The sequence below is a fragment of the Amnibacterium sp. genome, assembly GCF_025463795.1.
In the GTDB taxonomy this organism is placed as follows: Bacteria; Actinomycetota; Actinomycetes; order Actinomycetales; family Microbacteriaceae; genus Amnibacterium.
The window spans coordinates 1-11982 of record NZ_JAODBE010000177.1 but is presented as its reverse complement, the minus strand read 5'-3'; the positions used below and the strand labels follow the sequence as shown (position 1 = coordinate 11982).

Sequence of the window (11982 nt, the reverse complement as noted above, 5' to 3'; positions counted from 1 at the left end):
GCGGCACCGCGAGCGGCGCGGCCGCTGTGCGGCGGGGCGGCGCCGCGCTCGCCGAGGTCCTGGCGAGGATCGACGCCGGCTCGCAGCCGACCGCGGAGGCGCTCCAGGCCCGGCTCGCGGCCGACGGGCTCTCCCCCGCGCAGATCGCGGACGCGCTCGCCGTCCTCACGCCCGGAGCGACCGCGGTCCACCGGGCCGCGACGAGCGCCACCGCCCTCGCCGCGGGGGCCTCGAGCGTCGCCTCCGGCGCGAGCCGGGTGGCCGCAGGGACGCGCAGTCTCGCCGCCGCAGCACCGGCCGTCGCCGGTGGTGTCGCGAGCGCCGCGTCCGGGGCGACGGAGGTCGCCGACGGGGGCGCCACCCTCGCCACCGGCGCCGGGCGGGTCGCCTCCGGCACGGCGTCCGTCTCGGCGGGCGCTCGATCCCTGGCCTCGGGCGTGAGCAGCGCCGACCACGGCGCCACCACGCTCGCGAGCGGGGCGAGATCCGCCGAATCCGGCGCCGCCACCCTCGCCACGGGCACGAGCAGCCTGGCGACCGGGGCCGAGAAGCTGCACGACGCACTGGCCTCCGGAACCACGAGGATCCCCGCGACGACCGCTGCGACCCGCTCGGCGGAGGCCACCGCGATCGGCGACCCCGCCGCTGTCGCGACGACGAAGGCCACGAGCGCCGGGATGTACGGGGCCGGACTCGCACCCTTCTTCCTCAGCCTGTCCTCGTGGATCGGCAGCTATGCCCTGTTCCTGATCCTCCGGCCGCTCTCCCGCCGGGCGATCACCGCGGTCCGGGCGCCCCTGCGCATCGCGCTGGCCGGGTGGCTGACGCCCGCGCTGCTCGGCATCGCCCAGATGCTCGGCCTCTACCTGATCGTCGCCGGGCCGCTCGGCTTCTCGGTGGCCTCGCCCGTCGCGATGCTCGGCGTGCTCGCCCTCACGGCGGCGACGTTCGCGGCGATCCTCCTCCTGCTGAACGCCGCCCTCGGCAGCGTCGGCCAGTTCCTCGGCCTGATCCTCATGCTCGTGCAGCTCGTGACGGCCGGCGGCACGTTCCCGTGGCAGACCCTGCCGGCGCCCCTGGCGGCGATCCACCGCGCGCTGCCCATGTCGTACGCGGTCGATGCCCTGCGGCAGGCGATGTACGGCGGCGACGCCGGCCTCGCCTGGGGCGACGTGGGCGTGCTCGCGATCTGGCTGGTCGCGGCGGTGGCGCTGACGGCCGCGGTGGCGGCACGGATGACCCGGCACCGCACGCTGCGCGACCTGCAGCCGAGCCTGCTGGGCAGCTGATCGTCAGTCGCCGGGCGTGAGCTCCTCGAGGGTCGCGATCGTGCGCGGTGCGCCCTGCACCCGCTCGAACTCGGTGCGGGCCCTCGAGGCGAGGGCGATGGCGGCGCCGGTGTAGGCGGTCGCGACGAGCGCGGCGGCGGGACCGCCGCCCATCCGCTTGCCGAGGGCCTGCCAGACCGCGACCGAGCCGAACAGGACGCCCATGGCGCCTGCCGCGGCCGCACCGCCCGCGAGGCCCGCGCCCTTGGCGGCCTGCTTCGCCGAACCGGTGAGCTCGGCCTTCGCGAGGTCGATCTCGCGGCGGATCAGGGTGGACACCTCGCGGGTGCCCTGGTTGACGAGCCCGGAGAGCTTCATCCGGGCCTTCGAGGAGAACTCCGCTGCGTCGCTCATGGCTCCATCGTCCTCGGGTCCGGTGGGCGGAGCCCGGGAACGGGGGTGGGAAGGATGGTCACCCCCGTTCCCGGCGGTTCAGGACCGCAGGTTCTGCTTGGCGTCCTGCGCCTGGCCCTGCAGGTCGTCCCTGGCGTCCTGCGCGGAGCCCTGGATGTTCTGCTTCGCCTCCTGCGCCTGGTCCTTCACGTCACCGGCGGCCGACTGCGCCTCGCCCTTGACGGCCTGCGCCGCGTCGGTCGCGGACTCCTTGACGGTCTGCGCGGCCTGCTGAGCCGGCTCCTTCAGGTTCTGCGCGATCTCCTGACCGGCGTCCTTCGCGACCTCCTTCACCTTGTCCGTGAGGGGCTCGACCTTCTCCTTGGCCGCGACGGCGAGACGCTGCTCGCTCTCGCTGGCCGGGAGGAGGGAGGAGACCAGCCAGCCGACGCCGAAAGCGATCGCACCGACCACGATCGGGTGGCCCGTCGCGGTCTGCTTGGCGGTCTGCGTCGCGGTGGACGCCACCCCGGAGACGCCGTCGCCGGCCGCTCCGGCGGAACCCGCGACCCGGTCCTTGGCGGCGCCGACCGCGTCCTGCGCGTCGTGGACGGTGCCCATGACGGACTCCTGGACGCCGCGGAGGCGTCCCTTGACGCGCTCCTTCTGGCGGTCGACGATCTGGCTGGGGCTCACCTTGTCGGCGAGGGCGTCGACGTCGGTGCTGAGGTTGCGCCTCGTGGCTTCGATCTCGGCGCGGATGGTATCGGGGTCGCTCACAGGGTGCCTCCGGGCTTGAGTGTGGGGGGGATCTCTTTGACGGTCTCAGTGGTCTGCGGCATGCCTTCGACCTGCTTGAGCTGGGTGCGGCCCCGACTGGCGAGGATCGCGGCGACGACGCCGTAGATGACGGCGATGATCAGCGCGGACCAGGCGTTGCCGATCAGCAGGCCGAGGGCCCACCAGACGCAGATGGAGAGGAAGAGCAGGGCGAAGTAGCCGGCGACGCCGGCGCCACCGAGCAGGCCCGCGCCCTTGCCCGCCTTCTTCGCGGAGTCGGTCACCTCGGCCTTCGCGAGCTCGACCTCCTGCCGGATGAGGGTGGACAGGTCTCGGCTCACCTCGCCGAGCAGCTGGCCGAGGCCCTCGGTGCGCGCCCGCTCCGCGGCGGGATCCGGGACCGCGCCCTGACCGGAGTAGGGGAGGCTCATCGCGTGCCGCCGAACCCCGAGCCGGTGCCGTACTCGTTCGCGGGCCGCGCCTCGGTGCCGTACTCGGTGACGACGTCGACCTCGTCCACGACCGCCGTGTCACCCGCGACGTACGTCTCACCGGCGACGTACTCCGTGCCGTAGGCACCGGTCGTCTCGGGGACGACCGCACCGCCGTCGACGATCGCGCCGGTCGTGTACTCCGAGCCGTAACCGCCCACGTAGGACGATCCGCCGGCGCCGTAGCCGGTCGTGGGGCCGCTGTCGGCCTTCGAGTCGGCGACGAGCGCCTTCGTGAGCCGTGCCGCGACAACGCCGCTCACCGCGGCGAGGGCGATGAAGACGCCGGGACGGCGCGCCGCGTACTGGCGCACGTCGTAGAGGACCTCCTCCGGCGAGCGCGACTCGAGCCACTCGGCGACCCGGTGCGCGCGCTGCGCGAGGTTCTGCACGAGCTCGGAGGCGGGACCGGAGTCGACCTGCTGTCCGGAACCCATCTTCTCGAGGTCGGAACCGAAGGTGCGAAGCCCCTGGCCCAGCCGGTCCTGCTGCTTCGAGGCCTGGGACGAGAGCTCGGTGGTCGCCTGGCCGTAGAGCTGACGGGCCTGGTCGACGGTGTCACCGACGACGCGCTGGGCCTGCTCCTTCGTGGTCGAGGCGACCTGGGCGCCCGCGTCCTTGGCGGTGGCGGCCACGTCCGCGGCCTGATCCTTGGCGTCCGCAGCGGTGCGCTGGACGGTCTCCTTGGCCTGGCCGGCGGTCTGCTTGGCCTGGTCCTTGACCTGGCCGGTCTTCGAATCGGGGCCGGTCTCGTATGCGGTCCCGAACCCGGCGCCGGTGGTGCCGGTGACGGCCACCGCCTCGTCGAAGATCGGTGTGGCGGGATCGAGCGGCCCGTCGGGCGGATAGGTGCTCATCGTGTCTCCTCATCGGGAAGCGGTGGCGCGGGGCAGCCGTTATCGGCCGGCCCCTCGCTCGGGAAACCCCCACCAGACCAGTGACCACTGGGCAGCGGCTCCGCGTGGCCACAACGTCACCTGGACGCCGGATGAAGAATCGCCGGATCGCCGCGTATGCGGCGCCAGCACCCCCCTACCTCCGCAGAAGCGGATGATGAGATGCGCGATCCCGTGTCAAGCCCGATCAATGGTTCACTGCGCATCCACGGCTTCGACGAGGCTGCCTTGCAGCCAGGTCAGCCACGCGTACAGCATGCCCTGCGGCGTATGCACGCTGCGCAGGACCTCGTCGATCCCGACGCGCTCCGCGAGCGCGAGCCGCAGGTCGCCGAGCGCGGTCAGCCAGCGGACCGCCGCGGCCTCGTCGAGGTGGACCACTCCGCCGGGTGCTCCCTCGAGATCCGCGACGAGGCGGCGTGCGGCATCGGACTTGGCCTGAGCGAGGCGGCTCCTGGTGGCTCCCGCGTACTCCGCTGCGGCGTCGGGGTCGTCGGGATAGGCGACGGGGAGCAGCCGCGCCACCACCGGATCGTCGTAGGAGGTGACGTCGTCCGCCGATCCCATGGCCTCGACGACGCCGCCGGCCAGGTTGGTGAGCATGCGGCGCTCGCTCGTGGTGAACCGCCGCTCGATGCCGTCGTGCTTCCGGACGAACTCGCCGAGGACCTTCATGCGCCGACCTGCTGCACGGTGGCCTGGAGCCCGTAGCCGTGCATCGCCTCCACGTGACGCTCCATCTCCTCGCGCGTGCCGCTGGCCACCGCCGCCTTCCCCTCCGTGTGCACCTGCAGCATGAGGCGCTCGGCCTTCGGCTTCGGGAAGCCGAAGTAGCTGGTGAAGACCCACGTGACGTAGGTCATGAGGTTCACGGGGTCGTCCCAGACGATCAAGGTCCAGGGCTTGCCGAGACGGAGCCGCTCCTCGACCCGGGTGTCCTCGCGCACATCGGTCACGGGAGCAAGCCTGACACCGAACGCGGAGCACGGGTGCACGCGCGTCCCCCGGTCGCACGTCGCGCTACTCCCCCGGGAGGACGCGCCGCACGTCGCCCGGCAGTACGGTGCGACGGTGGACGACCGTGCCGCCGACCCGGGGCCGCCCTGGGGCCCGCCGTGGTCGCGCGGGCACGCGCGGCGGCGGCTCACCCTGCCGGTCGCCGCGGTGCTCGTCGTCGAGGCCGTGATCGCCGTGGCGACGGTGCATCGGAGCCCCCTGGTGGCCGCCGCCTACGCCTGCTGCGCGGCCGTCGGGGGCGCCGCTCTCGTGCTGCTCCGGCGCCACCCCGGACCGGCGGTGATCGTGGTCGGGGCCAGCGCGGTGCTCGCGCTGCTGCTGGTACCGCTGCCGCCGGTCGCGCTCCTCCCCTTCCTCCTGTCCATCGTCGCGGCGACCGTGCGGGGGGCGCGGTCCTGGGCCGTCGCGGCGGCCGCCGGTGCGCTGGTCCTGCCCATCGCCCAGTTCCTGCTGACCCGCGACCCGCTCACGGCCGTGCGGTCGCTCGGCGAGGTGATCCTGCTGCTCGCGGCCGTGGCGGTCGGCGAGGGGGCGCGCGCGCGGTTCACGCGGATGCGCGAGGCCGCCGCTGCGGCATCGGACCGCCGGCGGTTCGCCGCCGAGCAGGAACGGCTCCGGATCGCGCGGGAGCTCCACGACGTGCTCGCCCACTCGCTGTCCTCGATCACGGTGCAGGCGGGGGTCGGGCTCCATCTCGCCGCGAGCCGGCCCGAGGCGGCCACCGAAGCCCTCGAGACCATCCGCGGGACGAGCAAGGAGGCGTTGGACGAGGTGCGGTCCGTGCTCGGCCTGCTGCGCGGGGACGAGGCGGCACCCGTGCGTCCGGAGCCGGATCTCGATCAGGTGGCCGCGCTGGTGGCGGACGTGCGGCGGTCGGGTGCCCGCATCTCCCTCGACGACACCCTGCAGCCGCGGCCGGACCGGCCGGTGCAGCTCGCGCTCTACCGGATCGTGCAGGAGGCGCTCACGAACGCACGCCGCCACGCCCCCGGGGCCGCCGTCGAGATCGCGCTCCTGCGCGAGGGCGGGTCGGCGGTGGCCAGGGTCGGTGACACCGGCGCCGCCGACCGCTCGATCGAGCCGGGCAACGGCATCCTCGGCATGACCGAGCGGGCGACGCTGCTCGGCGGCACCCTGCGGGTGGGCAGGGAGGACGGCCGCACCGTCGTCGAGGCACGGATCCCCGTGGGCGGCGCCCGGTGATCCGCGTGGTGGTCGCCGACGACCAGGCGCTCATCCGCGCGGGCTTCTCGGCGCTGCTCGCCTCGGAGCCCGGGATCGAGGTCGTCGGCCAGGCGGCGACCGGCCGGGAGGCCGTCGCGCTCGCCCGCCGGGAGCGGCCGGACGTGCTTCTGATGGACATCCGGATGCCCGACGGCGACGGCCTCTGGGCGACCCGCGAGATCGTCGGCACGCCCGGTCTGGAGGCGTGCCGCGTCGTCGTCGTCACGACGTTCGAGCTCGACGAGTACGTCGCCGAAGCGGTGCGGTCGGGCGCGAGCGGGTTTCTCGTGAAGGACACCGATCCGGCGGATCTGATCAGAGCCGTCCGCGTCGCGGCGGCCGGCGACGCGCTCCTCAGTCCCGGCCCGACGAGGCGGCTCCTCGAACGGGTGGCCGCGAACCTGCGGCAGCCGCCGTCGACGGAACGGCTCGACGTGCTCACCGACCGCGAGCGCGAGGTGCTCGCCCTGGTCGCGGAGGGCCTCACGAACGAGGAGATCGCCGAGCGGCTCGTGCTGAGCCCGCTCACCGCGAAGACCCACGTGTCCCGGATGCTGGGCAAGCTCGGCGCCCGCGATCGGGTGCAGCTCGTGGTCCTCGCCTACGAGACCGGGCTCGTGCGACCGGGGTGGCAGGGCGGCTGACGCGCTACGCCCTGCGGAGCAGCGCAGGTGCATCCCCCGGGCCGACGCGCGGTGCGGGCGGCAGGCGGACTGTTGGACCACGGTCCGACCGGGCCGCCAGACCGAACCAGGAGCAACCATGCTGTCCGCACTCACCGCCACCGCCCCGTGGGCCTACGGGCCCGGCGTCGGCTTCTTCCCCTTCTTCTTCCTCATCCCGCTGTTCTGGATCCTGCTGTTCGTCGTGCTGTTCCTCGTGGTCGGCCGCCGCCGTCGCCGCTGGATGGCCGCAGGCGGCGGCTGGGGCGGCTGGCACCAGGGCCGGAGCGCCGAGGCCACGCTCGCCGAACGCTTCGCGAACGGCGACATCGACGAGGTGGAGTACCGCGCCCGGCTCGAGGTGCTCCGCGCCAACCGGGAGCCGATGCGCTGACCCCCCCCCTCCCCCCTCCCCCCTCGTGACTTGCCACTTTCGCCCCCTTCAGCGCGCGTGAAGGGGGCGAAAGCGGCAAGTCGGGGTCAGGAGGCGGGGAGCGCCCAGCGGCGGATCCACTCGTGCATCACGATGGCCGCTGCGGCGCTCGCGTTGATCGACCGCGTCGAGCCGAACTGCGGGATCTCCACCAGCGCATCGGCCGCCGCCCGGGCCTCCTCGCTGAGTCCCGGCCCCTCCTGCCCGAACAGCAGCACGCAGCGCTCGGGCATCGCGAACGCCTCGACCGGCACGGCGCCCGCCACGTTGTCGACCGCCACGATCGGCATCCCCGCCACCCGCATCGCGTCGACGAACGCGCGCACATCCGGATGGTGCACCACGTGCTGGTACCGGTCGGTCACCATCGCGCCGCGCCGGTTCCAGCGCCTCCGGCCCACGATGTGCACGGAGTCGGCGGCGAACGCGTTCGCGGTCCGCACGATCGACCCGATGTTGAGGTCGTGCTGCCAGTTCTCGATCGCGACGGCGAACGGATGCCGCCGCGCGTCGAGGTCGGCGACGATCGCCTCCATCCGCCAGTAGCGGTACCGGTCGACGACGTTGCGCCGGTCGCCGTGCTCGAGCAGCTCGGGGGCGTAGCGGTCGTCGTGCGGCCGGTCCTCCCCCGGCCACGGGCCGACGCCCACCTCCGCGGGCGGCTGCTCGTCCGAGGTCACCGCCGCAGCGTAGGGCGCTCGGCCCGCTCACGGCGCGGCCCGAAGCGCCAGGGGCAGACTGCGGGCATGGCGGAGCGGATGCAGGCGGTGCAGGCGGTGCGCGCGGGCGGCCCCGAGGTGCTCGAAGCGGTCGAGCTCGACGTGCCGCAGCCGGGCGAGGGTGAGCTGCTCGTCGAGGTGGCGGCGACCGGCGTGAACTTCGTCGACGTCTACCGCCGCACCGGCACCTACTCGGTGCCGTTCCCGAACGTGCCCGGCACCGAGTTCGCGGGACGCGTGGCCGCGGTCGGGGCCGGCGTCGACGGGTTCGCGGAGGGCGACCGGGTCGTCACGGCGGAGGGCCGCGAGGCGTACGCCCGGTTCGCCGTCGTGCCGGCGGTCGCGGCGGCGCACGTGCCGGACGGCGTGCGGGACGAGATCGCCGCGGCGCTCGCGCTCCAGGGGCTCACCGCCCACTACCTCGTCACCTCGGTGTACCCGGTGGAGGCCGGAACGACCCTGCTCGTCCACGCGGGCGCCGGCGGCGTGGGCCTGCTGCTGCTCCAGCTCGCGAAGGCGCGCGGCGCCACGGTCTTCACGACGGTCGGCAGCCCGGAGAAGCGCGAGCTCGCCGAGAGCGCGGGGGCGGATGCGGTGCTCGAGTACGACGGGTTCGCCGACCGGGTGCGGCGGCTGAACGGCGGCCTCGGCCTCGACGTCGTGTTCGACGGCGTCGGCGCGACGACCTGGGAGGGCTCGCTCGCCGCGCTCCGCCCCCGAGGGCTCCTCGCCCTCTTCGGCGCCGCCGCAGGTCCGGTGCCGCCGATCGACCCTCGGCGGTTGATGACCGGTGGCTCGCTCGTGCTGACCCGCCCCACGATGAGCGACTTCCTGCAGACTCCCGAGGAGCGCGCGTGGCGGTACCGCGACCTGCTGGACGCCGTCGCGGCCGGCACCCTCGACGTGCGGATCGGCGCGACGTTCCCGCTCCCGGACGCCGCCGGCGCGCACCGTGCCCTCGAGGGCCGGGGCACGACGGGCAAGGTCCTGCTCGCCGGCTGACCCGCCGCTACCCTTCCGAGGGTGTCGGCGCTCTGGACCCCGAGCGGACCGGACCGCATCGTGCACGGCGACAACCTGCCGGTGCTCGAAGCGCTGCCGGACGGCGCCTTCCGGCTCGCCTACCTCGATCCACCGTTCAACACCGGCCGGGTGCAGGAGCGGCACGAGGTCAGCTCGACGCGCGCGGAGACGGGCACGGCCGGCTTCGGCGGGACGCGCTACGAGCGGATCCGCCGGCTCGCCGCCGCCTTCGACGACCGGTTCACCGACTACTGGGCGTTCCTCGAGCCGCGGCTGGAGCAGGTGCACCGCCTCCTCGACCCCGCGGGCACGCTCTACCTCCACCTCGACTACCGCGAGGCGCACTACGCGAAGGTGCTGCTCGACGGCCTGTTCGGCCGCGACTGCTTCCTGAACGAGATCGTCTGGGCCTACGACTTCGGTGCGCGGACCACCCGGCGGTGGCCGGCGAAGCACGACACGGTGCTCGTCTACGTGAAGGACCCGGAGCGGTACCACTTCGACTCGTCCGCGGTCGACCGTGAGCCGTACATGGCGCCGGGCCTGCAGACCGCGGAGCGGATCGCACGGGGCAAGCTGCCGACGGACGTGTGGTGGCACACCATCGTGTCCCCCACCGGCGCGGAGAAGACGGGATACCCCACCCAGAAGCCGCTCGGCGTGCTGAGGCGCATCGTCGCCGCGTCGAGCCGGCCGGGTGACTGGGTGATCGACCCGTTCGCCGGCAGCGGCACGACGGGGGCGGCCGCCCTCGCCCTGAACCGCCGCTTCCTGCTGATCGACGAGAGCCCGGACGCGATCGCGACGATGCGCGCCCGTCTCCCCCACGCCCTGGTCTCCGCCACCGCTCCTCCCACTGCGGGTTGAGGCTGCGCGGCCTCCTCGACCACCGGTGAGGGGCAGTGGCAGGCCGGCTACTGCAGGGAGGAGGTGAGGCGGGCCAGGTCGTCGCCGAGTCGGTGCCCGGCCGCCCGGCGGGCCCACTCCGCGCGGGTCAGCGGCCGCGACTGCTCGCGGTACTGGTCCTCGACGGCCCGGATCCGGCTCGTGAAGTCCCGGTTGCAGACGAGCATCGTCAGCTCGAAGTCGAGCTGGAACGAGCGGATGTCCATGTTCGACGAGCCGACGACCGTCACGGTGTCGTCGACCGTCATGTGCTTCGCGTGCAGCACCGTGGGCGCCGCGTACCGCTGGATCACGACGCCCGCATCGAGCAGCGCGTCGTAGTACGAGTGCTGGGCGTGCAGCACGAGGGCCTGGTCGGCGGTCGCGCCGACGAACAGCTCGACCTCGACGCCGCGGCGAGCTGCCGTGAGGATCGCGCCGAGCAGCGACGGATCCGGCACGAAGTACGGGGTCGTGATGCCGATCCGGTGCTCGGCCGCGTAGATGAGCGAGTTGAAGAGCGCGAGGTTGTTCTCCGCCTCGAACGCGGGCCCGGACGGCGCGATCTGGCAGAGCAGCGTCTCGGGATCGTCGTCGTCGGCGACGCCCCCGACGGCCGAGGTGCCGAGCACCTCGCCGGTCTCGCTGAACCAGTCGGTGGCGAAGAGCGCATCGACCTGCTGCACCACGGGCCCCTCCACCGCGACGAGCAGGTCGCGCCAGCGCAGGCCCTTCTTCGCGAGGTGCGGGAGCTCGTAGCCGGGATCGATGAGGTTCGCGGACCCGATCAGCGCGACGCGCTCGTCCACGACCACCAGCTTCCGGTGGTTCCGCAGATCCGGCCGCTGGTACCGCCCCCGGAGCGGTTGCACGGGCAGCATCAGCCTCGACGAGACCCCCAGCCGATCGAGCTCGGCCCGCGCCCGCTTGAACCCGGGGTACTTCCGGGAGCCGAGGTGGTCGAGCAGCACCCGCACCTCGACGCCGCGGGCGTGGGCGCGGCCGATGGCGTCGAACACCGGCGCGGTCGTCTCGTCGAGCGCCAGCGTGTAGAACTCGATGTTCGCGTAGCGGTCGGCGGAGTCGATCGCCGCGAGAAGCGCCTCGATCTGCTCGTCGTGGTGGGCGAGCACCCTCGCGCGGTTGCCGTCGACGAGCGGAAATGCACCGACTGTGCGGTTGAGCCGCACGATCGCCGGCAGCCAGTCGGGAACGTCGTCGCCCGCGGTGAGGTGCTCGACGACACCGGAGTCCTGCTCGATCCGGTCGTTCATCGTCCGCTGACGCTCCCGCCGCGCCCTGGGCAGCTTGGGGTTCCCGATCAGCAGGAACAGCCCGAGGCCGAGGATCGGCAGGGCGACGGTCACGAGGATCCACGCGAGCGCCGCGGTCGGCTGCCGGTTGCGCGGTGCGAGCAGCAGCGCCGTCACGAGCAGCACGGCCTCGAGCAGCACCAGCACGATCGCGGACAGGTGCTGCGCCAGCAGCTGGAGCAGGATCACGGGTCATCCCTAGCGCATCCGGCTCCCCTAGCCTGAGGATCGATCGACCTGGGAGGCCGGATGGCGCACGAGCGCGACGACATCGACTGCTGGCTCACCGACATGGACGGGGTGCTCGTCCACGAGAACCAGGCGATCCCGGGGGCCGCGGAGCTCATCCAGCAGTGGACCGACCGCGGTCACCGCTTCCTGGTGCTGACGAACAACTCGATCTACACGCCGCGCGACCTCGCAGCGCGGCTGCGGGCCTCCGGCCTGAGGGTGCCCGAGGAGTCCCTCTGGACCTCGGCGCTCGCGACGGCGGACTTCCTGCAGTCCCAGATCCCCGGCGGCAGCGCCTTCGTGATCGGCGAGGCGGGCATCACGACGGCGCTGCACGAGGCCGGATTCATCATGACCGAAACGGACCCGGACTACGTGGTCGTCGGCGAGACCCGCACGTACTCGTTCGAGGCGATCACGAAGGCCATCCGCCTGATCGACAAGGGCGCCCGGTTCATCGCCACGAACCCGGACGCGACCGGTCCGAGCGCCGAGGGGCCGCTGCCCGCGACCGGTGCGGTCGCCGCCCTGATCACCCGGGCGACGGGCCGTGAACCGTACATCGTCGGCAAGCCGAACCCGATGATGTTCCGGTCGGCGATGAACCGCATCGGCGCGCACAGCGAGCACACCGCCATGATCGGCGA

At 73.4% G+C, this 11982-nt stretch carries 15 protein-coding genes; 7 read left to right on the top strand and 8 right to left on the bottom strand.

Going from position 1 to position 11982, the window contains the following annotated elements; translation table 11 throughout:
- Positions 1 to 1289 (top strand): YhgE/Pip family protein (locus JWQ92_RS15185; protein ID WP_297345306.1); only part of this gene is annotated, 1289 nt, incomplete at its 5' end.
- 3 nt (positions 1290 to 1292) lie between these two features.
- Here the strand turns inward: JWQ92_RS15185 and JWQ92_RS15180 are convergent.
- From JWQ92_RS15180 to clpS, 6 genes are all read right to left on the bottom strand, one after another.
- Positions 1293 to 1682 (bottom strand): phage holin family protein, encoded by a 390-nt coding sequence (locus JWQ92_RS15180; RefSeq protein WP_297345305.1) that lies wholly within the window; start codon positions 1680 to 1682, stop codon positions 1293 to 1295.
- 78 nt (positions 1683 to 1760) lie between these two features.
- Positions 1761 to 2441 carry a DUF3618 domain-containing protein gene (locus JWQ92_RS15175; RefSeq protein WP_297345304.1) on the bottom strand — a complete coding sequence of 227 codons (681 nt, stop codon included), beginning with the start codon at positions 2439 to 2441 and terminating at the stop codon, positions 1761 to 1763.
- Positions 2438 to 2872, bottom strand: coding sequence for a phage holin family protein (locus JWQ92_RS15170; protein WP_297345303.1), 435 nt, complete (start codon positions 2870 to 2872; stop codon positions 2438 to 2440). The genes JWQ92_RS15175 and JWQ92_RS15170 overlap by 4 nt, the downstream gene beginning before the upstream one ends.
- Positions 2869 to 3789, bottom strand: a complete 921-nt coding sequence (locus JWQ92_RS15165) for a hypothetical protein (RefSeq protein ID WP_297345302.1) — start codon at positions 3787 to 3789, stop codon at positions 2869 to 2871. The genes JWQ92_RS15170 and JWQ92_RS15165 overlap by 4 nt, the downstream gene beginning before the upstream one ends.
- Before the next feature lie 234 nt (positions 3790 to 4023).
- Positions 4024 to 4503: a DUF2017 family protein gene (locus tag JWQ92_RS15160; RefSeq protein WP_297345301.1), complete on the bottom strand. Its 480-nt coding sequence runs from the start codon at positions 4501 to 4503 to the stop codon at positions 4024 to 4026.
- The gene (clpS, locus tag JWQ92_RS15155; protein ID WP_297345300.1) at positions 4500 to 4784 is read right to left on the bottom strand and encodes an ATP-dependent Clp protease adapter ClpS; all 285 of its coding nucleotides are present in this window, start codon (positions 4782 to 4784) and stop codon (positions 4500 to 4502) included. Before clpS ends, JWQ92_RS15160 begins: the two co-directional genes overlap by 4 nt.
- A gap of 115 nt (positions 4785 to 4899) precedes the next feature.
- On the opposite strand from clpS, the gene JWQ92_RS15150 reads away from it, so the two are divergent.
- The 3 genes from JWQ92_RS15150 to JWQ92_RS15140 all read left to right on the top strand — a co-directional run bounded on the left by JWQ92_RS15150 (position 4900) and on the right by JWQ92_RS15140 (position 7125).
- Positions 4900 to 6048: a histidine kinase gene (locus tag JWQ92_RS15150; RefSeq protein WP_297345299.1), complete on the top strand. Its 1149-nt coding sequence runs from the start codon at positions 4900 to 4902 to the stop codon at positions 6046 to 6048.
- Positions 6045 to 6713, top strand: a complete 669-nt coding sequence (locus tag JWQ92_RS15145; RefSeq protein ID WP_297345298.1) for a response regulator transcription factor — start codon at positions 6045 to 6047, stop codon at positions 6711 to 6713. Before JWQ92_RS15150 ends, JWQ92_RS15145 begins: the two co-directional genes overlap by 4 nt.
- 118 nt (positions 6714 to 6831) lie before the next feature.
- Positions 6832 to 7125, top strand: a complete 294-nt coding sequence (locus JWQ92_RS15140) for a hypothetical protein (RefSeq protein WP_297345297.1) — start codon at positions 6832 to 6834, stop codon at positions 7123 to 7125.
- 86 nt (positions 7126 to 7211) lie between these two features.
- Here the strand turns inward: JWQ92_RS15140 and JWQ92_RS15135 are convergent, their stop codons facing one another.
- Positions 7212 to 7844 carry a TrmH family RNA methyltransferase gene (locus JWQ92_RS15135; RefSeq protein ID WP_297345296.1) on the bottom strand — a complete coding sequence of 211 codons (633 nt, stop codon included), beginning with the start codon at positions 7842 to 7844 and terminating at the stop codon, positions 7212 to 7214.
- A 66-nt stretch (positions 7845 to 7910) separates the two neighbouring features.
- On the opposite strand from JWQ92_RS15135, the gene JWQ92_RS15130 reads away from it, so the two are divergent.
- Both JWQ92_RS15130 and JWQ92_RS15125 read left to right on the top strand, forming a co-directional pair.
- Entirely contained in the window at positions 7911 to 8885 is a 975-nt protein-coding gene (locus JWQ92_RS15130; protein ID WP_297345295.1) for a quinone oxidoreductase, read from the top strand.
- A 21-nt stretch (positions 8886 to 8906) separates the two neighbouring features.
- On the top strand, positions 8907 to 9773 hold the full coding sequence (locus JWQ92_RS15125; RefSeq protein ID WP_297345294.1) for a site-specific DNA-methyltransferase: 867 nt from the start codon (positions 8907 to 8909) through the stop codon (positions 9771 to 9773).
- 47 nt (positions 9774 to 9820) lie between these two features.
- Here the strand turns inward: JWQ92_RS15125 and cls are convergent, their stop codons facing one another.
- Positions 9821 to 11293, bottom strand: a complete 1473-nt coding sequence (gene cls, locus JWQ92_RS15120) for a cardiolipin synthase (RefSeq protein WP_297345293.1) — start codon at positions 11291 to 11293, stop codon at positions 9821 to 9823.
- Between the two features lie 60 nt (positions 11294 to 11353).
- On the opposite strand from cls, the gene JWQ92_RS15115 reads away from it, so the two are divergent.
- A partial coding sequence (locus JWQ92_RS15115) for an HAD-IIA family hydrolase (RefSeq protein ID WP_297345292.1) occupies positions 11354 to 11982 on the top strand: 629 nt, incomplete at its 3' end.

Coding starts and splice junctions, on each gene's coding strand:
- JWQ92_RS15180 (WP_297345305.1), bottom strand. CDS start 1,682: ATGAGCGACGCAGCGGAGTTCTCCTCGAAGGCCCGGATGAAGCTCTCC.
- JWQ92_RS15170 (WP_297345303.1), bottom strand. CDS start 2,872: ATGAGCCTCCCCTACTCCGGTCAGGGCGCGGTCCCGGATCCCGCCGCG.
- JWQ92_RS15165 (WP_297345302.1), bottom strand. CDS start 3,789: ATGAGCACCTATCCGCCCGACGGGCCGCTCGATCCCGCCACACCGATC.
- JWQ92_RS15160 (WP_297345301.1), bottom strand. CDS start 4,503: ATGAAGGTCCTCGGCGAGTTCGTCCGGAAGCACGACGGCATCGAGCGG.
- JWQ92_RS15140 (WP_297345297.1), top strand. CDS start 6,832: ATGCTGTCCGCACTCACCGCCACCGCCCCGTGGGCCTACGGGCCCGGC.
- JWQ92_RS15130 (WP_297345295.1), top strand. CDS start 7,911: ATGGCGGAGCGGATGCAGGCGGTGCAGGCGGTGCGCGCGGGCGGCCCC.